17 protein-coding genes are annotated in these 21179 nt (G+C 50.5%); 3 read left to right on the plus strand and 14 right to left on the minus strand.

Annotation, left to right across the window (positions count from 1 at the left end):
* Window positions 1–61 precede the first annotated feature (61 nt).
* The 14 genes from AC5FXQ_RS12085 to AC5FXQ_RS12150 form a co-directional block, all read right to left on the minus strand.
* On the minus strand, window positions 62–997 hold the full coding sequence (locus AC5FXQ_RS12085; RefSeq protein WP_493602681.1) for a nucleotide-diphospho-sugar transferase: 936 nt from the start codon (window positions 995–997) through the stop codon (window positions 62–64).
* 64 nt (window positions 998–1061) lie between these two features.
* Window positions 1062–2363 carry an O-antigen ligase family protein gene (locus tag AC5FXQ_RS12090; RefSeq protein WP_493602682.1) on the minus strand — a complete coding sequence of 434 codons (1302 nt, stop codon included), beginning with the start codon at window positions 2361–2363 and terminating at the stop codon, window positions 1062–1064.
* 29 nt (window positions 2364–2392) lie between these two features.
* Window positions 2393–3610, minus strand: coding sequence for a glycosyltransferase family 4 protein (locus AC5FXQ_RS12095; protein ID WP_493602683.1), 1218 nt, complete (start codon window positions 3608–3610; stop codon window positions 2393–2395).
* An 84-nt stretch (window positions 3611–3694) separates the two neighbouring features.
* Window positions 3695–5230, minus strand: a complete 1536-nt coding sequence (locus tag AC5FXQ_RS12100; protein ID WP_493602684.1) for a lipopolysaccharide biosynthesis protein — start codon at window positions 5228–5230, stop codon at window positions 3695–3697.
* Between the two features lie 103 nt (window positions 5231–5333).
* Window positions 5334–7706: a GumC family protein gene (locus AC5FXQ_RS12105; RefSeq protein WP_493602685.1), complete on the minus strand. Its 2373-nt coding sequence runs from the start codon at window positions 7704–7706 to the stop codon at window positions 5334–5336.
* A gap of 9 nt (window positions 7707–7715) precedes the next feature.
* The gene (locus tag AC5FXQ_RS12110) at window positions 7716–8489 is read right to left on the minus strand and encodes a polysaccharide biosynthesis/export family protein (protein ID WP_493602686.1); all 774 of its coding nucleotides are present in this window, start codon (window positions 8487–8489) and stop codon (window positions 7716–7718) included.
* Between the two features lie 496 nt (window positions 8490–8985).
* Complete coding sequence (locus AC5FXQ_RS12115; protein ID WP_007657645.1) at window positions 8986–9198, minus strand: hypothetical protein; 213 nt, start codon at window positions 9196–9198, stop codon at window positions 8986–8988.
* Window positions 9199–9370: 172 nt separating this feature from the next.
* Window positions 9371–10687 carry a sensor histidine kinase gene (locus tag AC5FXQ_RS12120; RefSeq protein WP_493602687.1) on the minus strand — a complete coding sequence of 439 codons (1317 nt, stop codon included), beginning with the start codon at window positions 10685–10687 and terminating at the stop codon, window positions 9371–9373.
* Window positions 10671–12050, minus strand: a complete 1380-nt coding sequence (locus AC5FXQ_RS12125; RefSeq protein ID WP_493602688.1) for a sigma-54-dependent transcriptional regulator — start codon at window positions 12048–12050, stop codon at window positions 10671–10673. The genes AC5FXQ_RS12120 and AC5FXQ_RS12125 overlap by 17 nt, the downstream gene beginning before the upstream one ends.
* A 56-nt stretch (window positions 12051–12106) precedes the next feature.
* A complete protein-coding gene (locus tag AC5FXQ_RS12130; protein ID WP_493602689.1) occupies window positions 12107–13288 on the minus strand; it encodes an ABC transporter permease in 1182 nt (393 codons plus the stop codon).
* Window positions 13285–14526, minus strand: coding sequence for an ABC transporter permease (locus AC5FXQ_RS12135; RefSeq protein ID WP_493602690.1), 1242 nt, complete (start codon window positions 14524–14526; stop codon window positions 13285–13287). Before AC5FXQ_RS12135 ends, AC5FXQ_RS12130 begins: the two co-directional genes overlap by 4 nt.
* Window positions 14527–14528: 2 nt before the next feature.
* A complete protein-coding gene (locus AC5FXQ_RS12140) occupies window positions 14529–15233 on the minus strand; it encodes an ABC transporter ATP-binding protein (protein WP_493602691.1) in 705 nt (234 codons plus the stop codon).
* 219 nt (window positions 15234–15452) lie between these two features.
* Window positions 15453–16919, minus strand: a complete 1467-nt coding sequence (locus AC5FXQ_RS12145) for a TolC family protein (RefSeq protein ID WP_493602692.1) — start codon at window positions 16917–16919, stop codon at window positions 15453–15455.
* Between the two features lie 164 nt (window positions 16920–17083).
* Complete coding sequence (locus tag AC5FXQ_RS12150; RefSeq protein WP_493602693.1) at window positions 17084–18328, minus strand: efflux RND transporter periplasmic adaptor subunit; 1245 nt, start codon at window positions 18326–18328, stop codon at window positions 17084–17086.
* A gap of 312 nt (window positions 18329–18640) precedes the next feature.
* Between AC5FXQ_RS12150 and AC5FXQ_RS12155 the strand changes: the two genes are divergently transcribed.
* The 3 genes from AC5FXQ_RS12155 to AC5FXQ_RS12165 all read left to right on the plus strand — a co-directional run bounded on the left by AC5FXQ_RS12155 (window position 18641) and on the right by AC5FXQ_RS12165 (window position 21043).
* Window positions 18641–19162 (plus strand): hypothetical protein, encoded by a 522-nt coding sequence (locus AC5FXQ_RS12155; protein WP_493602694.1) that lies wholly within the window; start codon window positions 18641–18643, stop codon window positions 19160–19162.
* A gap of 96 nt (window positions 19163–19258) precedes the next feature.
* Window positions 19259–19729, plus strand: a complete 471-nt coding sequence (locus AC5FXQ_RS12160) for a YehS family protein (RefSeq protein WP_493602695.1) — start codon at window positions 19259–19261, stop codon at window positions 19727–19729.
* A 174-nt stretch (window positions 19730–19903) separates the two neighbouring features.
* Entirely contained in the window at window positions 19904–21043 is a 1140-nt protein-coding gene (locus AC5FXQ_RS12165) for an OmpA family protein (protein WP_493602696.1), read from the plus strand.
* Window positions 21044–21179: the final 136 nt, after the last annotated feature.

Here is a 21179-nt window from a genome sequence, read left to right on the forward strand (position 1 = left end):
CAACGCAGCACTGCCAACAATGCTCTCTACGAAAATAAGAGCGTTTGTAATAGGAATATTTTTACAAATTAAAGCTCAGGATGCTTTTAAGCTTTGAGCTTACTTTGCCCCGTATCAAGTGATTGAAGTTGCGTCTGTCAGACTCTATGTCACGTACGACAAAGCGAGGGTGGCGCAGCGGGAATGAGATCTCATTCTCTTTGATCTGTGCCTTGTTATCATGTGTGTTAAACGTGTGCGTGGCATCTTCACCGAAGCCAATATTGCGGACCAGATTGACTTCTGGCACAATGCAGAGCCCTGAGTTGCTGTACACGGTAAACTCCCATTGGTAATCCCAGATGTCTCCGTTCGGAATGCTGGCAAATGCCTCCTCCAGTTTGCTCAGGCGGTATGTCTCTTCAAATTTATGCAGGAAAAGCCCTTTCAGATAGCCTTTCTCTTTGAGCTCCGGGTATGCTTTTAGGTTAAAATCGAATAGCTGCCAGGCTCTGCGCCAGGTAGCCCAGCCCCAGGCATTTACTTTGTTCGAGAAGTAGTAAGAGTAGTCATTGTCTTTGCGCCAGCCATTCAGGTAGTTGTTGCCGCTGATATGCATAATGCGCGTGTCGTACTTGTACTTCTCGAGAAGCTCCTGGCAGAACCAGAAAAAGCTTTTGGAAGGCACACAATCGTCTTCCAGAATAATGCCTGATTCTTCGTGCTCAAAGAACCAGCTTATTGCCGTAGCCGGAGCTACACCACACTTCAGGTTTTTCTCCTGAAACAGCGTTTTCACTTCGCAGTCCCAGTCTACCTGCTCTACAATGCGTCGCGTTTCGGCGCACTTCTCTATATCTGTCTCCACGCCAGGTCTCGGGCCATCGGCGGCTATATACAGTCGCGAGGGCTTCACCTGTCGGATACGGTCGAATACTTGTTGTGTGGTATGAGCTCTATTAAATATGATTAGCAACACAGGTGTGTGCAAGGGGGTGTTCGGAATAGAATTACTCATAATATTAAGGTATAACAATATGTTTGGAATTGTATACTGAAATCGCTGTCAGAAGTTGTTATGCTCAGGCGGCTGTTAACCTGCGGTACTGTCCAATTGCTTTTGCCTTCCAGCGGGAGCCGAAGTCGCGCAGGTAGGTCGTTCGCTCCACACCATCTTCTTCCATATACACAATCGTCCAGCCCAGTATGGCATAGTAGAATACGGGCAGCACGTAAGAGAAACCATACACGAAACCCGTACTGATAAAGGCTACCAGGATGATCTGGTGCACGGTCATGGCTTTGGAACGCAAGCCTTTTGCAATAGCGTAAATGGGCATGATCGAGTAGATCGCCAATCCCACAAAACCAGTGTAGAACAGCACATCTACATAAAAGCTATGGAAGTGGTGCCCTTGACCGTCGTCGAACACTGGTTCGTTGGTGTCGTCACGCCAGAACTGGATGGGCAGCTCAAAACCCTCGAAGCGCATGCCTATCAGCCAGTTCTCCTGGATAAAGGGCAGGTATGACATCCACTGTATATAACGCCAGCCACCCGTACCCTGCGAGTCGAAATTTTCGATGTCAGAGAAGCTCTCCTCTATTTTGGTAATGATCTCGGGGTTGGTGGAGAATAAAAAGGCGCTGCTCGCTATACCTGCTATGAGCATCACGATGCCGATGGGCATGAACTTAGCGACGAAGTTGATGGAAAGACCTGACTTGAACCGGATAAGCAGGTAGTAAACGATCAGAATGATAGCTGTCGAGATCCAGACGGTACGGTGCTGGAAGAACACGATAGACACCAGGATAAAGAAAGCCATGAACAAGCTGAAAAGCTTGCCCTCGAAAATATACCTGCTCAGGAAATACATAAATGGAATGACCAGCATGTAAACCGAGGAGGCGTATACCCCGCGCTCATGCGAGGTAAAGGCACCGAGGCTCAGTTTATCGGGGTGAACCACAATTACACTGAGCCAAAAACCACCCAGGATGAACCAGACCAGGTGCGAGAACTTGAGGTAAAAATTGCCTTTGTAAAAGGTATATACAAAGAAAATAAAGTAAAACAGGAAGAGCTTCTGGAACACGTGCGGGTATACCATCGGGGTGCCATAGAAGTAATACGACTCAAACACCATAGCGAACACATACAGCGTGGTAAGTCCAAACGCTACCCGCATTACGGGCGACATGCGCATGAAGTACAGGGCGCTGTAGCCGAACGACACGGCCGCCATACCTTTCATCAGCATGTTCAGCATGTTTCCCTGCGCCTCCAGGTTGTTCGGAAAGGCCAACTCCGTGAACATGTTGTCCATGAGCAGGATCAGGGCGATAGGGATAATAAAGAGAAAGCTGTAATTAATTTTCATTGTAGCGGGCAATCCAACATCTACTGCAGCTATTTGGCAGTGTGTATGGTGTTACGGTGTAAAGCGTTTTCAGGTTCGTACTGTGAGTTGTCAGGCTGAATCGGTCTGCCCACTATGTCGCTGTAGTAAGCCAGGTGCTTGTCTATGATCACGTCCTCAGAAAAACTGGCACGGGCAAAGGCCCGGCCTTTCTCCGTCATTTCCGCAGCCAGTTGCTCGTCTTCCAGCAGCCGGAGCAGCGCAGCAGCTATGTCGTCGGGTGACTCCACATTGCAGAGCAGGCCAGCCTTGCCGTGGTCAAGCAGATCAGGTATAAAGCCGCTTTTACTGCCGCCTACTACAGGCGTGCCGCCCACCATGGCCTCCAGGGGTACCATGCCAAACGACTCCTCCCGGGCGGGGTGAAGCAGCACACGCGCATGCACTATTTGCTGGTACACTTCGTCGAAAGGCAGCGGGCCTAAAAAACGCACGCCTTCGGTCAGACCATTGGCTTGGGCATACTGTTGCGCCAGGCCGCCTTCCTCCATGTCTACTCCTATTAAATGATACGCCAGTTCGGGATGTCTGGCCCGTACCTGGGCAAAGGCATGGAGGGCATTCTGCACATTTTTGCGGTGTGTAAAGCCCTGCACAGCCGTAGTGATGTAGTTACCCTTGATCAGCGGCACAGGTATGCTCTCCTCCAGTTCGCTTGTGTAGAAGTTATCGATGATGCGTGTTTTTTTCTGTGTGCGTCTTGCCAATTGATTGTAGGTATAGGACGAGTTGGCAATCAGATGTTTCGCCTTCGACACTACAATGGAGTTGATTAACCAGCGTACCACCCGGAACATATCCGGAATGTTAAGCAGAATCTGGAAAGCAACGTCGTGAAAACTGACAGCAGTTGGCTTCCCTGTTTTTAAGGCTGCCCAGGCATATTCATAGCTCCAGAATGCACTGATGAAATCAGCCGGATGAGCTACCATCATCTTACGAAGATCCTCTACCTCAAAAAGAAAGAGGCGACGGCCAGGCTGTGGCTTTTGGCGGCTAATGCAAACCTTGAGGTTGCCACTCTCCAGCACCATTGGCTCCGCAATCTCGGTTGAGTTGGTATAGGCAATTACTTTAAATCCTCTTTTCAGCAATGCATTGATGAAATGCGAGGTTAGGGGAAACGCATTGGTCTGAGGTAAGTTTTTATCTTTGAGGTCCCAGTTAAGTATTTGCAAATTAACGGGCCCGGCTACTCCTATAGTCATTTGGTTTTATCCTAAGGTTAATTAGTATGCATCAGGTCAGACAAGGCTGGCTAACCGCCGACTCATCTTTTATTTATACCTTGTTTATACATGCTCAGTTTCTTTTACCAAACTCTTTCTATACCGCATCAGCATTCTTCCATAGTAGGAGGTCGGGTTGTCTTGTACGCCCAGTTTGGAAAAGACCATATGTAGTTGCTCCTTGAGTGCACTGTGCGGGAAGAGCAGTATCATGGCAAGAAATATAAAGGCGCCTGTGATCATCTGTGCGAGCAGGATCACCAGGTGCGGCAGTTCCATGCCACGCAACAAGGTGCTCACCAGGTATACAACTACAGCTACGACAGCACCATTCAGAATGCCTGGCAGGTATACCCGCAACTGCTTCCAGTATGAGAGGTGCAGTATTTTCTTCATCAGGGTCTGGTACATGCCGATGCGGATGAGCTCGCTGATCAGCAGCGCAAAGCCGAAGCCTACCAGGCCATAGTCTTTGAGTAGAAAGAACAGGCCGCTGATGACTACGATCAGTGTGATGGTGATCACAATCTTCCAGTTAAGCACAGCCTTGGCATCGCACACGATGCCGGCAAACATGGTGATGAAGCTAAGCGGAATAGCCAGACTCAGCACCTGCAGCACAGGGATAGCTTCGCCCCACTGGTCGCCCAGCACCACATACACGATCTCGGGTGCCGCAATCATAATGCCCAGACAGACCGGTATGATCAGGGTCGCCAGCAGGGTGGTGCTGGAGAGGTATACCTTGGCCAGTTTGTCGGTTTCGGACTGCAGCTTGCTGAACGAGGGGAAGACAACGCGCGATACGGTGCGCGTCAGATTGTACATGGGCAGGTTGACGAGCATAAAGGCCCGGTTGTAGATACCCAGTCGGTATGCGCCGAATACACGACCGATCAGAAGCGTGGCTAGTTCGGTGTAGATAAACTCAAAAAAACTAATGACAGACATCTTGCTGCCATAGGCGAGCAGGGCTCTGTAAGCCTCCCACCGCACGACCGGCAGTACATTGTGGCGTGCCATGACATAAGCTCCCAGTGCCACTAGTGCCTGCTGTATCAGCGAAGCATACACAAGGCTCCATACCCCAAAATCCAACCACGCCAGCAGGATGCCCACTCCCAGGTACGACACCACGTAAGAGCCCGTTTCCACGATGCTTAGTGCTTTGAAACGCATGTTGCGCTGCAGCAAGCTAGTCGCTGTGGCCGACACGCCCCCGACAACAAATGCCAGCGCCATGACGCGCACAATTGGCACCACTTCCGGCATGTCGAAGATCAGGGTGGCATAAGGCGCCAGCGCCCAGGCCAGCACCGTAAATACAGCACCCAGTAGGGCGGAGGAGGTGAAGGCTGCCCGGATGTTCTCAGAGGTCAGTTCTTCTTTTTGGATGATAGCCTGGTTAAGGCCCAGGTTGGCGAAATAATAACCAAAGCGCAGGATAACAGCTGAAAGGGCGACCAGACCAAAGGCCTCGGGAGCGAGTAAGCGGGCCATGGCCGAGGTATAGCCAATCTGCATCACGGCATTGGCGATGGTGCCGGCCGAGCTCCACTTTAACCCACTAACCGCCTTCGAAGCTAAATTTTTACTCATGTATAGGTTCAGGTAATCGTGCTCTTCTCAAAAAAGGTGCTGCAGGAATCTGCATCCCACAGCACCTTTAAGATCAAGCGCACATGTATGTATTGCTTAGGCGCTATACGTAGTAGTAGCTGCCTTTTTTCTTGTATCCGTACTCGTAGGTGTTGTTGTAGTCCAGGTCATTGATCACCATGTAAATGTTCTTCAGCTTTCGGGCTGCGTACAATTCGTTCACCTGTGTGAGCATGTCCTTGCTTGTGTACTTGTGCTTCACTACATACAGGTTTACGTCCATGTGCTTCATCAGGATAAAGTACTCGGCCACAAATCCGATCGGTGGCGTATCGATCACCACATACTCGTATTGTTCCTTCAGCTTGGCGATCAGCTCGGCCATACGCTTGTGCTCCAGCAGCTTGATGGCATTGTCAGGTATAGGACCACAGGAGATAATATCCAGATTCTCGATATCAGTTTTCTGAATCACTTCTTCCAGCGGCAGTCCCTGGCTCAGGTATGAGGACAGACCAGCTGCGTTGTGCGTGTTGAAGTACTTGCCAAAAGTAGGCTTGCGCATATCCGACTCGATCAGGATGGTGCGTTTGCCTGCCATGGCCATCTCACTGCTCAGGTTGACAGAGGTAAAGGTCTTGCCCTCGCCTGACACCGATGATGTCACGCCTACTATTTTGAAGTCGGTTTCGGACATCAGGTACTGCAGGTTAATACGGATGGACCTGAACGACTCGGCAATGGCAGAGCGCGGATTGTTTTTCACGGCCAGCTTGTCAGCCTTGGTGCCATGCGCGATCACACCCAGAAACGGAATGTTGGTCACATTGTTCAGGTCGTTCTTACCCTGTATGGTATTGTCTACGTTGTCGAGTAGCACGATGAGGGCAGCAGGTATGATCAGGCCCAGAATAAAGGCCAGCATGAAGATCATTTTCGGCTTCACGTTCACCGGCCCGGCTCCCCACATAGCAGCCTTGTCGACTACTTTCTTGTCAGTGGTGTTGGTAGCCAGTGCAATAGCCGCTTCGGCGCGTTTTTCGAGCAGGAAGTCGTACTTCTTGTTCACAAAGTCAGCCTGGCTCTGCAGTTCCATCAGGCGACGCTCGTTCTCAGGTACCTTCGCAATGCTGGACTCCAGCTGGTTGATGCGCTTGTCCACGTTAGCAATGGAGATGTCGGTGGAGCGCACCAGGTTGCGGATGTTCGCAATGATAGCACTGCGTGTGCTTTTGATCTCGCTATCGATTACCCGGATGCGTGGGTTTTCGGCAGTGGCACTCACGCTGTAGGAGGCTTTCTGCTGGTTCAGTCGCGACAGCTCGTTGAACAGATTGGCCAGGTTAGGGTTCTGTATACCTGCTACGGCCGGCGATACAGCCTGTGTAAAGCTTTCGTCGTCCTCTATCTGGTCGAGCACCGTCACGTAGTACTGCTTCTCGGTTGTCAGCTTAGACCTTTCCATCTCCAGCTGCGCCATTTTTTCATAGCTGATGTTCGACTGCACGTCGATGTTGGCGATGCGGTTGGTAGAGCGGAAAGTAGAAAGCGCTTGCTTACTCTGACGCAGCGAGTCAGTCAGGGTTGCAATCTGGCCATCAATGAATTCCAGTGTTTTCTGGCCATTCATGTTTTTCTCGTCCAGGTCGCGCTTCACATAGGTGTCCATCAGCGTGTTGAGGAAGAGCAGCTCCTTTTGTGGGATAGCGCCCTTGGTGCTCAACTCCAGAACACGTGCCTCACGCTCAATCGGCTTGACATGTAATGTGTTGGCATACTGGGCCACCTGGCTTTCCATGCTGTTGAGCACGAAGTAGTGCTTTTTGGCGTCAATCTTGTCTTCAGGATTGGCTCGCTCAATCGTAAAACTCAGGTATTTGTCTTTGTAAGGCTTGCCGAACTCCAGCACTTTGGTATAGTCTACCTCAGTAATGATCTGCTCAACGGTGTGCTTTCTGAAATCATACAGAGGAGGGGTCTCCGCCTTTACAGTCAGTTCGTATTCTTTGTCGTTCAGCACACGCACCTCCAGCGGAATGTCCACTAATTGGAGTGAGCTGGTATCAAGGCGTACCACGAATGGAGCGTTTTCGTATTGCTCCTCTTTAATAAGGTCTAGCCCCGTGTTGAGCCAGTGGTCGGGCACTTTGTAGTATGAGACCGAGAAATCAAGCTGCTTGAGGGTGCTGCGAATCATGTCGGCCGAGGTCAGAATGCCGATTTCATCTTCTACTTTGATCCCTTTGTTCTGTACATCCAGCAGGTTTAGCAGCTCCTGTGCTTTCTTAGAACCGGTATGCTGATCTCCCAGCAGGAGTGTTGACTTAAAAGCATAAATGCGGGTGGAGCTTTTAACATAGATATAGGCCCCTGCCATCGCCACCAGTACAAAAGCCAGAAACAGATACCATCTGGTTCGGAACTTGAAAAGCCAGCTACGCAGATCTATTTCGTGCTCTTTATTTTTTCGTTTCATGGAGGATTCTTACTTAAAATAATTCAGGATAACTGCCGCCGTAGAAATAACCCCCAGGGCAATGGTGACCACGTTAAGCGACACCAGGTTGTCGCGTTTAACCTGCGCAACGGACGGCTCTACATACAGCACATCATTGGGCTGCATAAAGTAGTATCTAGATTGTACGATATTCGGGTCTTTAAGGTCGAGAAGTACTACTTCAGATCCACCAGGGGTCTGGCGCACCAGCTTTACGTTCTCACGGGCAGCACCGCGTGTCAGGTCACCCGCCATGCCGAGCGCGTCGAAGAGGGTCGCCCGCTCGTTGTACACAAAGTACTGTCCCGGACGGTTTACTTCGCCCAGCACACTTACTCTGAAGTTGATGAGCTTCACTACTACGGTAGCGTTGGTGATATAGCGGTCTACGCTGCGCTGAATCAGCTCCTGCGTTTGCTGCAGGGTAAGCCCTGCCACTTTCACTTTGCCCACATTAGGAAGGTTCACGTTGCCTTCGTCGTCCACGGAGTAACCGCTCAGAAACATAGTGCCTGGGTCAGCAAAGCCGAAGGCGCTTGAGGGCGGCACGATGTTGTATATATTGGATATTTCAGGTTCTAAACTCTGCACCTTGATAGAAAGCACGTCGGCAGGCTGCAACTGGTAGGGCGTGTAGCTGGTTTGCATAGAGGTTGCCGCTGTTTCTTTCAGGTTCTCATTTTGCATGTATACGAGCTCCTTTTTGCTCAGGCACGAAGAGGCGCTTATCAGTAGGAGTAGAAAGTATACGACTCGTCTCATTTGTTTTGGTTAGGGTGTTGTATATAGTGAAGATTGTATAGAGGCTGCTCATTTACAGCACTCCGGGGCTACATACTGCTTAAGAATAGCAGCATGCATACCCAAAAAATTGTATCAGCCATATATACTATAGGAGCCGCAAAAAGATTCTGATTTTAGAAAATATTATGTGCTTTTAATGTATTGAATGCTTCGTTTTTATTTTAAGTAGCTGATATTTAATATTTTGTGGAATGTAAAAAGTTTGTAAATTAAAATTTGAGAAAAGCAGTAGTGAAATCAGGGCGTTAAATTAATATAACTATATTATAAGTAAAGTGCAATTAATGTATGGAAAGAAGTGAGTTAAGGGGATTAAATGAACAGGGAGGTGAGGTAGTAGGCAACCAGTGTTACTTGTAGATAGGGGGAGTGTAAAACAAAACCACCTTTCCTATACACGAGGTATAGAAAAGGTGGTTTCGATACATATATAAAGGGTATATAGTATGCTTAACTATTCAATCCATTTGGTGCGGCGCTGTTTGGCGCGGGGCTCAGGCATCTGGCGATGTTTCAGCTTATCAGATGTTTTGCGTATCAACTGCTGCGAAAATCCTTCAGCATGCTCAATTATTCCACCTTTCAGCTTCCAGCCTTGCGGAAATAATACGGCAACCTCTGTTGCCAGTGTTTCGAGGTTAGGGGCTACTACTATATTGTATTCCATCTTGTGAGTAAATAAACGAACTATAGAACCAATATAGCGGATTATAACATAGGTTGTATGCGGGCGCCTACGGAAATTTAGTGAATGGGGTTACATTCAGAATAAAATTTAGATGATTATTAAAATGATTCAAAAGAAACATAGTGTATCGACTCTTTTTGCTGGATTAGTTCTATTTACCTCCACTCATGGCAAAGCTTATTCTAAAAGTGGTGAGCTTATTTTCACTTGATTCAAGCGAAAACTGAAAACCGTGGCTCAGTAAAATCTCCCGGATCATGGTCAGGCCGATACCCTGTCCGGTTTCTTTTGTGCTGAAGAAGGGCGTGAACAGCATGGGGCGGACGTGATCTGGTATACCTTCGCCATCGTCGGTGATGGTCAGGCTAGGCGGTTCCTGCTGCAGCTCCACACAGATGTTTCCTCCTGATTTCACGGCTTCCATGGCATTTTTGAGGATGTTGAGCAGGGCCTGTTCTATTTGCTGCTCGTCCATCGGTATGCAAAGGGGGGCAGCGGGCAGCTGTAAAGACAAAGTAATCTGTCGCTGCTCCAGCTGGGGCAGCATCAGCCGTTCGAGCCGCTTGAGCAGCACCTGTACCTGCACTGGCTTTTTGGAAGGAGCGGGAAGGCGTACCACATCAGCAAAATTGGCCATGAACCTGCTCAGGTTGGTGTTGCGGTCAATAGCTACCTGCAGGGCGTAGGTGAAATCCTCGCGGTGCTCCTCGTCTATCTGCGGGGTGTAGTACTGCACTGAGTCCAGGATGGAGTTGATGGCACCAGTTGAGTTGTTCACTTCGTGCGACATCATCCGGATCACTTTTTCATAAGCCTGTCGCTCATTTTTGATGATAGCTTCGGTCAGTTCCTCCATCATAATGAAGGCACGCTGAAAACCACGGTCGATAAAGTGTGCCCGGTGTGCCCTGAACGTGCGAATGCCATTGAGGCGGAAGGTATAGGGCTGGCCTGCCTGTACCTGTGTCAGCTCACGGGCCCAGGTACTGGGGAGTGCCTCCAGTGAGCTGCCCTGCAATACCTGGCCAGACAGCTTCAGGTAACGCTCGGCGGCTGGGTTGATGCTTTCGATGCGGTCATCGAAGTCGAGCAGGATGATGCCGGCAGGAGAAGCGCGAATGATTTTCTCGAGCAGGAAGCTTTTTTCGGCCTGTGCCACCCGTTCCTGCCGCAGCTGCTCGATCATGCGGTTGTACACGTCCACCAGTTCATCCAGCTCCGGCTGTCCTACCCGCACAAATTTGGTAGAAAAATCCTTGTCGCGGATAGACTCTATACCTGCCCGAATCAGGTTGAGCGGCTTGAAGAAGGCACTGTACAGGTTCACTGTTATCACAACGGAGAGCAGCACCAGCACCTCCATCCCTATAAACAGCAGCTTATTCTCCTGTAGCAGGAAATAGGCCATCGCTGCCAGCAGGACGTGTACTGCAACCGCAAAGAGGATGAACTTAGTCCTGAGATTCATAGGGGATGCCAAACTTTTCGAGACGACGGTAGAGGGCGGCCCTGCTCAGACCAAGTGCACGGGCTACTTTGCTAACATTGTTGTGGTAGTAGGCCATGGACTTGCGGATCATGGAGGCTTCGATCTCATCCAGCGTCATGGTACCCACAGCGGGCAGGGCTTTATCACCAGCCTTCACAGGGCCCTGCTGCGCCTGCGCCTGGAAATCCTCGGCGCTCAAGACATCATCTTCGGCTACCAGCACAGTGCGCTCCACCAGGTTCTTCAGTTCCCGTATGTTGCCCGGGAAGGAAAGCTCCTTTAGCCAGTGCAGCGCTTTGGGGCTAACTTCCAGCTCAGGCCGGTGATAGGTCTTCTTCATGTTCTCCACGAAAAACTGTACCAGCAGCGGGATATCATCCGGGCGCTCACGCAGAGCAGGTATACGCACCTTGATCAGGTTGATGCGGTAGAACAGGTCTTCACGGAATTTACCTTCTTCCACCATTTGCTCCAGGTTGCGGTTGGTGGCGCATACCACCCGGATGTCAAGCTTGCGGGAGCGACTGTCACCAAGCACTTCGTAAGTACGGTCCTGCAGTACGCGCAGCAGTTTTACCTGGCTGTTCATGTCCAGCTCACCGATCTCGTCGAGGAAGATGGTACCCTTGTTGGCCATCTCGAAACGACCCACCCGGTCAGCTTTGGCGTCGGTGAAGGCGCCTCGTTTGTGGCCGAACATCTCGCTTTCAAAAAGGCTGGCTGAAATGCCGCCCAGGTTCACCTTCACGAATGGCTGGGATTTGCGGAGGCTGTTGCGATGCACTGCCTCCGCTATCAGTTCCTTGCCCGTACCACTCTCACCCTCGATTAGTACCGAGGCATCGGTTGGCGCTATCTGCCCGATCCGCTTCAGGATCTGCAGCAGCTGCGGGTCCTGGCCTACAATGTTTTTGAAGTCATATCGCTGGTCCAGTTTTTTGCGGGTTAGGGCTTCGTCTTTTACGGGTGCCTGCTGCGACAGACTGAGCGCTGTGTGCACTGCCTGCACCAGGTAGTCGTTGCTCCAGGGCTTTGTGATAAAATCGGCTGCACCCAGGCGCATACCTTCCACCGCCAGACTGATCGAACCCCAACCCGTGATCAGGATGACAGGTAGCTGCGGCATTCGTTGCTTGAACGTCCCCAGCAACTGTAGTCCATCATGACCTGTCGTCTCGATGGAAAAGTTCATGTCCATGATCACGAGCTGCAGGGGATGCTGCTGCGCTATTTCGAGCGCCTCCTTCGGGGAAGCAGCCTCTTGTGTTTTAAAGCCGTGCTGCTTGAGCAGTATGCTCAAAGAGGCACGAACCGCTACATCGTCGTCTATTATCAGGATCATGGAACAGGAGCTGCTAAATCAGGTATAAAGATAATTTTTTCAGGTATAAATTGCTATTACTCTTCGTGCAGGGCGATGGCAGGGTGGATGGCTGCTGCCTGTCGGCTAGGGTAGAGGGCGCAACCAACCACCAGTATATAAATAACAACCACACTTATACCCAAGGCTAAGAAGTAGACTACCGATTCAACCTCAAACACCTGCAGCAGCGGAAACTGTACGGCAAAGGCCACACCCAGCAGCAGACCGAAAGTAGCCAGCACCAGCACCTCTCCGATAAACTGCCGGTAAACCTGGTTGGCCGAGGCGCCCAGCGCCCTGCGAAGCCCGATCTCACCATTGCGGCGGCTGATGTTATACCAGAGCACACCAAACAGGCCCAGCGCCACATTAAGGATCAGAAAACCGCAGACAAGTCCCAGGGCAATCATGGGTACCATCGTAAGCTTTGACTTACTCTGACGCATTTTTTCCAGGGTCGCCACCTCCAGTGTCCAGTCTTTGCCGATGCCTGAAACCTCACGCACCATCTCCTCCTCGAATGCAATGCCGGTGCCTGGCTTTACCCGGATCAAGAGTTCTCCCCAAAAGGCCTTGTCGCTTTGCTGCAGGCTGATTCGGTTGAAATAAGCCGGTCGCTCGGCGGAGTACTCGCTATACCCTCTGAAGTGCTCCACTACGCCCACTACCTGGTAGTTCACCGAATCGTTTTGGGGGATTAGCTTGCCAAGGGGATCCTCTTCTCCGAATAGCTGCCTTTGCATTTCGCGGTTTATCACGATGGGCTCGTGGTGGGCGGCATTGTCCTCCGCACCAAACCAGCGTCCCTGACTTAGCTGTATTTGCAATACATCGGCATAGTTGTCATCCACTTCATATTGGTCTGCCTGTGTGCTTCGCTTGTTGCCATATGAAAGATTATTCGTCATCTGGCTAAAGGCAAAAGGGGCATTACTGCTTGTGAGAGCGGCATACTCGACCTCTGGGTACGCACGCACCTGCTGTACCACCTGTACCAGGTTCTGGTGGTTGAGGGCAGCGGAGTCAGCGCTGGGACGCATGGTGAGCAGCCACACATTGTCATGCTCAAAACCAAGAGGCTTGGTGTAGTTGCGCACATTGTACACTACCAGGCTCATCACCCCGAAGAGCACCAGGAAGCAAAAGAAGATTTCGGTCATGAGCAGGAAATTGCTCTTTTTCCGGTTCCAGATCAGTTTGAATAAATGGCGTATCATTTTGTACCTCCTTTCAGCGCCTCTACGGCATTTAAGCGTGACATTTTATAGGCCGGATACACTCCGGAAATAAGACCGAAAACCAGACAGAGCAGCAGTCCGAAGGCAAAGATGCGGAGGTTGAGTCCCAGGTTCGCATACACGATGACGCCGCTGTCGTTGATCAGCCAGAGCACTCCCGCCGACAGCACAAAGCCCAGCAAGCCTCCAAGCAGTGTCAGGAAAACGTTCTCGATAATAAACTGCCCGATGATGGTGGAAGAGGTGGCACCGAAGGCCTTGCGTACGCCAATTTCGGATGAGCGCTCCATAATGCGGCTGATGTTGATGTTAACCAGGTTGATGGTGGGCAGTAGCATGAACAACAGCGCCAGGCCTGCCATGATAATATACAGGAAGCCTAAGCCGGAGTCTTTGCCGTTGCTCAGAAACGTGCGGGCAATGCTTTCCAGAAATGTATCTGGATGGGAGGAAAGTGTCGTGCCTTTTTCTGTTTGCTGGCGCTCTACTTCCTGCATGATGCCCGCATACTCCTCTTTTATCCTGGGTACGTCAGCAGCTGACCTCGCCTTGATGGTAGCAAAGTAGGTGCCCCGAAGGCCGGGCCTGTTGAACTCCTGACTCTTCATTGTAATCGGTACCCACACATCGGCGTAGGAGTGCAGGCGCAGCGCCGGCACGTCTTCTACCACGCCTACCACCTGGTACCGCACCTGGTCCACTACGATGTACTGCCCCACGGCCTTATTTGTGCCGAAGTACTGCTTGCGGGTGTTTTCGTTGATCACGGCCACACGGTTGGCGCCGCGTACATCCTGCTCGCTAAAGCCATTTCCTTCCAGGAAGTTAAAGTCCAGGATATCCCAAAACGCACGGTCTGTGTACTTGATGTCCAGGGCAAGCTTACGGTTGTTGATGTAGCTGTTCACCTGAAAGAACATGGAGTTGATGGACACCATTTCAGGCGTTTTCATGGTGCGCACATGCTGGTCGAGAAAGCGGTAGCTTGGCGGTCCGCTACTCGAGAAGCCTCCATCGCGTTGCTCCCGCATAATGTTCACAAAGAGCAGCTTATCTGTTTCGCGTTCCGGCATTTGAGGACCGAAGGTATGGTCGAAGAGCGAAGAGGCCACCATGAGCACCAACAAAGTAAAGCTGATGCCGAAGAGGCTGATGAAGGTAAAGAACTTGCGACGCAAGAGCACCTTCCAGGCTATTTTGATGTAATTCTTCAGCATGGCTATACCTTTTGATAGTCGTAGGCTGTGGTTTTAGCGTCTGATACCTGCTGGCCATCGAAGAAGCGGATGAGGCGCTCGGTCTTCTGGGCCATGTTCTCGTCGTGCGTCACCATCACGATGGTGGTGCCGTCCTGACTGTTCAGTTGAAGCAGAATGTTCATGATCTCTTCGCCCATCACCGAGTCGAGGTTACCGGTGGGTTCGTCGGCCAGGATGATCTCGGGCTGACCGATCAGTGCTCGGGCAATGGCTACCCGCTGGCGCTGTCCGCCGGAAAGCTGGCTAGGATAGTGTTTGGTGCGGGCGCTCAGGCCGACTTTTTCCAGCGCAGTGAGGGCGAGTCTTCTGGTTTCGGCAGCTGAAACGCCAGTGCGGTACAGCAGCGGAAGCTCCACATTGTCGAGCACACTCAGGTCATTGATCAGGTGGTAGCTTTGGAACACAAAGCCGATCTTCTGATTGCGGATGTGCGCCAGTTCTTTGTCTTTATACCTGCTGATGGGTCTGCCATCTATCTCCACAACGCCATTGGTTGGCTCGTCAAGCAAGCCCATGATGTTGAGCAGCGTAGACTTGCCGCAACCCGATGGTCCCATCACCGACACAAACTCCCCCTTCGGGATGTGCAGGTTGACGTTGTGCAGTGCTACCGTCTCAATGGTCTTGGTCTGGTAGACTTTTTCGATGTTCTTTAACGTGATCATAGTTTTATACCTTGGTTCTAATATCGAATAAATTGTTGATTGCTTATTGTTAATTGCTAATTGTTGGGTGCACGATTAACCCACCCTTGGCCCCTCCAGGGAGGGGAATCCCGTGCACGATTCGGACAGGTCGCGACCTGTCCCTACAGCTATACCTCTCACATTTTCAAATCTTCAAATTCTCAAATCTCCAAATCACTCATTCACTAAATCACTCATTCACTCACTCATTTCAATCACCTGCTGTTGCTCGAAGTCAAATAGCGTGAGCTGACGCAGGGAATAATGGGCTGTCCAGAATTCGCTCAAAGAAGCGATGTGGGCGCGTCGGGCCTGGTCTTTCTCGGCCAGTGCGATGTTGAGATCGGTGATGCTGATGCGGCCAATCAGGAAGGTGTTGCGGGCGATCTCGTAACGCTCCTGCGCGATGGCGTCGGCTTCGGCAGTGGTGGCAATACGGGCTTTAAGGGTGTTGTACTGGTTCACCTGCGTGAGCACCGCCTGTTCGAAATTGGCATCTTCCTGGTCCACGGTATACTGTACCAGCTGCTTGTTCAGTTCGGCTACTTTATAGATGGAGCGCTGCCGCCCCCAGTCCATTATCGGCATGCTGAAGCCGATGCGGGCCCGCTGCTGGTTTTCGGGGCGGGTATAGATGTCGGTGAAGGAGGCGCCGCGGTTGGTGAGTCCGAAAGTAGCAAACAGACTGGCGTTAAAGCCATTGTCGCCATGCGCTTTGGCCATCAATGCCTCGGCCTCCAGCAGTCTTCTGCTGAAGTTGATGCTTTCCTTTCGGTTCTTACGGGCTTCGGCCAGGGCGACCTCGGCCAGCACGGTCGTGGCAGGTATACCTTCCGGCGTGTTTAACTCCAACTGGTCAGTTTCTTTCATGCCGATGTAGGTTTTGAGGGCTAATGCTGCAGTCTGCTGATCGAGGGAGGCCTGTGCCATGGCCAGCTCGGCATTCAGCACCGCCAGGCGCAGCTGCAGCAGGTCGTTTTTAGAAAAGCGGCCTAGCTTATACTTCTCCTGGGCGATCTGGTAGAGCGTGTCGTTGCTGCTCTGGTTTTGACTCGCTATGTGCTGGTTTGTTTGGGCGAGCAGCAGATCAAAGTATAGCTTGGTGGCGTTCACGGCAATTTTTTCACGCTCCTCCAGGTAGGCCTTCTGCGACTCCTGGTAGCGGAGTGGCTCTATCTTTTTAGCCCATGACAACTGGTTGTAGGCAAACAGCGGCTGCTCCAGACCGATGATAGCCGGGTTGCCGTTGTAGCGGGTTTGCTGGCGGTCAAAGTCATCGAAGCGCTGCATTAGCGACGTCACAAACACCCGTCCGCCGGTCGGACTCACTACCTGGCTCAGACTCAGACCAAGTTCAGAGTTGTTGATCGACACTGGTTTAAAGTCAGTGGTGCCGTCGGGCTGTGTTACGGGCATGATGGTGCGGCTGAAGTCGGGGAGGGTGCCGGTGAGGCTGAGCTGCGGCTTGTAGTCTGACTTGAAGCTGCGCCACTGCCAATAGCTGTTCTCGCGGCTGGTCTCGGCCTGCCTTGCCGCCGCCGACTGCTCCTGTGCCAGCGCAATCACTTCCTGCAGACGCAAGGTGCGCGTGGCAGGCTGCGCTATACCTGACATACAGGGCAGCAGCGTCACAAACAGCAAACAGATTTTGTATAGTTCTTTCATGGTTTTATTTGCGTATCACGGTTTCGTATCATATTTCCGCATCACGACACACGTCTCAAGTAGCACGATCTTCTTCCTTGACAAAGGACTATTAGGCAAAGACAAAGGGACCTCACTTCTCAGTTATCTCAATCCTAAACTCTCAAACTCCTCAACCCTCAAACTCACTTCACTTTCACTTCATCCAGGTGCTGGTATTCAGCCAGGTCAGAGATTACCACTTGTTCACCGGCCTGTACACCGCTTTCCAGCTCTACATAGTCCATGTTGCTCACGCCGATCTTCGCTTCTCTTCTGAACAGTTCGCCGTCGCGCAGCACGTATACCTGGGGCTTGCTGGCCGTTCTGAAGTAAGGGCCGTTTTTCACGCGCAGTGTGTTCGGTTTGGCGACCGTGTGCACATACACATCCACGCGCAGACTCGGGCGCAGCAGCTGGTGTGCTTTCTCTTCGAGGGCTATAAGAAAGGTGACGATGCCGTTTTCGACAGTAGGTTTGATGGAGGCCACACTGCCTTGTAGGTTTGTGTCGTTTATGCGGACCATCACGCTGCTCCCCACGCTGATCTGGCTGGCAAAAGCATCCGAAATGGTAGCCTGCACGCGGTAGCTGCTCAGGTCAGCCAGTCGGGCAATGATGTCGCCGGCATTTACGTTGCTGCCGATCTCGTTTTTAACCCAGGTGATGACTCCTGGCTGTTTGGCCCGCACCTCCGCCTGCTCCATTTTGCGCTGCAGCTCCTCTATTGAGCGGCTTTGCATGGTCAGGGTATAGCGTAGCTCCTGTTCGTCGGCCTTGAGCAGTTGGCGTTCTGTGATGATGTCGCGTTCGATCTGCTCGAGTTCCTGCTGCGCGATCCTGAGGTTAAGCTCGGCCTGCTTTACGCTTTCCTGGGTGCCGCCCCCGATCTTGAGGAGGTACTGTTCATCTTCGAGTTGAGCTTGCAGGCTTTTCACCCGCATGCGTTTTATTTCCAGCTGCGAGGCCAGGGCATTCAGTTTCTTTTCGAGGTTCAGGTTGAGCTGCACCGTTTTGTGACGACTTTGTTCCTGCTCGTCTTTGAGTTTGTCGTAGGCCAGCTGGGTATAGGACCTGTCGAGCAAGAGGATCTGGTCGCCGGGCTGCACCTGCTCACCCGTGTTGTGCACCACCTGCTCGATGCGTGCCTGGATGGGGCTGGTGATCACCTGCTCATGCTCCGGCACAACCGTGCCAGAAGCCGTGATCGTAGCTACGACTGGTCCTTCCTCGACCACTGCTGTTTTGATTTCGGCCAGTGCGATGCTGGGGCTGATCAGGCTTCTGAATCCGAAGATGGCTACTGCCACCAGGGCAGCGGCAATCCCTATTTGCCAAATGCGCTTCCGCTTCTGGGCGTGTCTGGTGCTGGCTGATAATTCACGATCCATTGTCTTATTTTGTGCTTTGCTCGTGAGGGTATAGCCAATTTAGATGCCATTAATTTATGTTGTTGATTTACAGTTAGTTATAATGAAAATTATTGATTATTAAAGACTTGGACCTGTTCAGTAATGAACAGTTTGTGCGGTTTTAGGATGTGCCGTCGAGGTAGGTATACGTTTGAAGATTTTATGATGAATTGAGCAGGATATATTCAGATTGATATGTACTTTTAAGGGTAGGTACTACGCATAACAAGCTATATTGGGCGTATAAACGTCAGGATGACGATTATACAGTAGTTGGCGTGCATTCAAAATATGAAAACAATACAAAGAACTTCTTTTTGGATAACTACTTTGTTCTTTATTGTAGTGGGATTTTCTCTTACAATTGGTCAAGTTATTCCTATAGAATTTGCTGACTGGAAATACAGCCATACCTTTTATGACATAGTGCTTCAAGGTTTTCCTGTTGCAGTACTCTTAACTTTAGCTTATACATTGGGGAAGCACAGAACTGCAAAACAGAACGTCAGTATAGCTGTGTTGACAAGTATAGGGGCAGTGGCTTCTTACTTTGTTTCTATTCTCCTTATGTTCTCTTATGGATTCGGTGCTTGGGTGAATTATGAAATAGTTTATGAAAGTAAGGAGAATCCAAGAGAAGTAATTAGCCATCAATTGTGGGATAACGGTGCCTTTGGATATGATGGTCAGCGAATAGTAAAGTCAACACCCTTCTTTGGCTTTTGGACTATTGTGACAGAAACAGACACCGCAACGGTTAATAGAATGGAATGGCTCCTTGTAAAAAGAGAAGGTGATATTAAAATTCCTTAAGAAAAACGAAAAGCCAACAAAGTCTATAGTGCATAAACGCACCATAGCCCAGCCCGTTAAGGCGGTATTTATAAAGAAGTTATTCAAAGTATAAACATGAACAACAACGATATTTTACGCCGGCTCCGCTATACATTTGATTTTAATGACTCTAAGTTGATGGAGCTTTTTAAATCTGGAGGGGAGCAGGTAACCCGCGGAGAAATAATCGAGTTGATGAAAAAGGAAGATGAGCCCGGGTTTAAGGAAATGAGCGACCTGCGCCTGGCTGCGTTTCTCAATGGTTTCATAAACGAGAAACGCGGCAAAAAGGAAGGAGAGCAACCTAAGCCCGAAAGTAAACTGAGTAACAACATAATACTTCGTAAGCTCAAAATTGCCCTTAACCTGATAGACGAAGACATCCTGGATATTCTGGGATTGGTAAACTTCCGTTTAAGCAAGCATGAACTCAGCGCCTTTTTTCGCAAACCCGACCACCAGCATTACCGCCCGCTTCAAGACCAGATTCTGCGCAACTTCCTGCACGGCTTGCAACTAAAGCACCAACCCGAATCAGGTAGATAAGATTGTTTTAAAACCCGCAAAATGCACGAAACTTAGTAGAAGCCTAACTCTGTTCAGCCGCAACCCTTGCCTCGTTAAGAGTTTTGGCTGCACCAAAACGTTAACCTTCCTGATCCTGAATCAACAAGCTAGTCTAATCAAAATCTTCAAACGGAACTCCCCGTAAAAACTGAAATGAAAGCGATGCTGCTATACTTTCTTTTCAGCCTATACCTTGGCCAAGCCTTAGCGCAGAACCTGGTGCGTAACCCCAGTCTCGAGCAGCTGAAAGGGGGTGTCATCGGTTTCAAAGGTGTAAGCGGCACACCCGATGTTGCCTCCGTGGAAGGTAAAGTGTTGCAGTTCCCACCATACTTCAATGCATATCAATCTGAAACGCCCTCCAGGCAGCTTTCCAATATTGAATTTGGTGAGGTTTGCCTGTGCCAGTGGTTTAGTTTTGAGGCAAGTGAACTGACGCAGGTTGAATTGTCGAGGCCGCTTCGAAAGAATCAGGAGTATGTGGTTTCGCTGTATACCATCAAAGCCTCTACCATTGAGCCGCCAATCAGTGAGATTACAGTACACTTTATAAACAGGCCTCTGCCGTCCACAAGACAGGTATACGGGCTCAAAGATCATCCCCTGACACCAATTGCTATACCTTATACCTCCCTCAGGCCTGCTGCTGCCGAACCTCTGGCTTCCCGAACAACCTGGACGAAAGTGAGCGGCAGCTACAAAGCCAAAGGTGGCGAACGCTACCTGCTGATCGGGAATTTTCTGGGCGCAAACGCCGCAGCGCTGGAGGTGATGAATCCTGAAACTGAGGAAGTGGAGGAAGAACTGAAAAGCAGTAAGAAAAAAGGCACGTATTACTGCTACGACAATATCAGCGTGGTGCCAAAGTCTGAGGCAGACACGGAGGCCGATGCCATACCGGATGTCGCTCCGCCACTTGCATCAGTAGCTGAAGCACCCATTGCCATTGGCAGCACCATCACCCTCAGTGATGTAAATTTTGCTACCGGTGACCACACCATCAGGCCCGTAGCTTTTCCGCTGCTCGATTCGCTGGCGGCATTTATGATCGTGCACAAACAGGTAATTATTCACATTCAGGGACACACCGATGATGTGGGTACCGAGGCAGATAACCTTGCACTCTCTCAAAGGAGGGCAGCCGCTGTGAAAGCCTATTTGGAAGGCAAAGGTATAGCAGCCAACCGTATTTCTGCCAAAGGATTAGGGGAAGCATCTCCAAAGACAGACAACCTGACTGAAGAAAACAGAGCATTAAACAGGCGTGTAGAAATCGAGATTTTTCAAAAATGAAAGCCTTGCTTTTTAAAGGCTATACCTGCCTACTATTCATCTGATACTGCTCAGTTAAGCAAGCCCAATAGTTTTAAAGCCAGTAATCCCCTACTGAAACTGCGCATTTCTCCGCATCTTTCCTTAATTTGCCTCT

It is taken from the genome of Pontibacter sp. LHS1 (assembly GCF_058932855.1).

Bases quoted from the DNA above. Each gene is read 5' to 3' on its own strand.
- AC5FXQ_RS12085 (WP_493602681.1), bottom strand. From the start codon at position 997: ATGAGTAATTCTATTCCGAACACCCCCTTGCACACACCTGTGTTGCTA.
- AC5FXQ_RS12090 (WP_493602682.1), bottom strand. From the start codon at position 2,363: ATGAAAATTAATTACAGCTTTCTCTTTATTATCCCTATCGCCCTGATC.
- AC5FXQ_RS12095 (WP_493602683.1), bottom strand. From the start codon at position 3,610: ATGACTATAGGAGTAGCCGGGCCCGTTAATTTGCAAATACTTAACTGG.
- AC5FXQ_RS12100 (WP_493602684.1), bottom strand. From the start codon at position 5,230: ATGAGTAAAAATTTAGCTTCGAAGGCGGTTAGTGGGTTAAAGTGGAGC.
- AC5FXQ_RS12105 (WP_493602685.1), bottom strand. From the start codon at position 7,706: ATGAAACGAAAAAATAAAGAGCACGAAATAGATCTGCGTAGCTGGCTT.
- AC5FXQ_RS12110 (WP_493602686.1), bottom strand. From the start codon at position 8,489: ATGAGACGAGTCGTATACTTTCTACTCCTACTGATAAGCGCCTCTTCG.
- AC5FXQ_RS12115 (WP_007657645.1), bottom strand. From the start codon at position 9,198: ATGGAATACAATATAGTAGTAGCCCCTAACCTCGAAACACTGGCAACA.
- AC5FXQ_RS12120 (WP_493602687.1), bottom strand. From the start codon at position 10,687: ATGAATCTCAGGACTAAGTTCATCCTCTTTGCGGTTGCAGTACACGTC.
- AC5FXQ_RS12125 (WP_493602688.1), bottom strand. From the start codon at position 12,050: ATGATCCTGATAATAGACGACGATGTAGCGGTTCGTGCCTCTTTGAGC.
- AC5FXQ_RS12130 (WP_493602689.1), bottom strand. From the start codon at position 13,288: ATGATACGCCATTTATTCAAACTGATCTGGAACCGGAAAAAGAGCAAT.
- AC5FXQ_RS12135 (WP_493602690.1), bottom strand. From the start codon at position 14,526: ATGCTGAAGAATTACATCAAAATAGCCTGGAAGGTGCTCTTGCGTCGC.
- AC5FXQ_RS12140 (WP_493602691.1), bottom strand. From the start codon at position 15,233: ATGATCACGTTAAAGAACATCGAAAAAGTCTACCAGACCAAGACCATT.
- AC5FXQ_RS12145 (WP_493602692.1), bottom strand. From the start codon at position 16,919: ATGAAAGAACTATACAAAATCTGTTTGCTGTTTGTGACGCTGCTGCCC.
- AC5FXQ_RS12150 (WP_493602693.1), bottom strand. From the start codon at position 18,328: ATGGATCGTGAATTATCAGCCAGCACCAGACACGCCCAGAAGCGGAAG.
- AC5FXQ_RS12155 (WP_493602694.1), top strand. From the start codon at position 18,641: ATGAAAACAATACAAAGAACTTCTTTTTGGATAACTACTTTGTTCTTT.
- AC5FXQ_RS12160 (WP_493602695.1), top strand. From the start codon at position 19,259: ATGAACAACAACGATATTTTACGCCGGCTCCGCTATACATTTGATTTT.
- AC5FXQ_RS12165 (WP_493602696.1), top strand. From the start codon at position 19,904: ATGAAAGCGATGCTGCTATACTTTCTTTTCAGCCTATACCTTGGCCAA.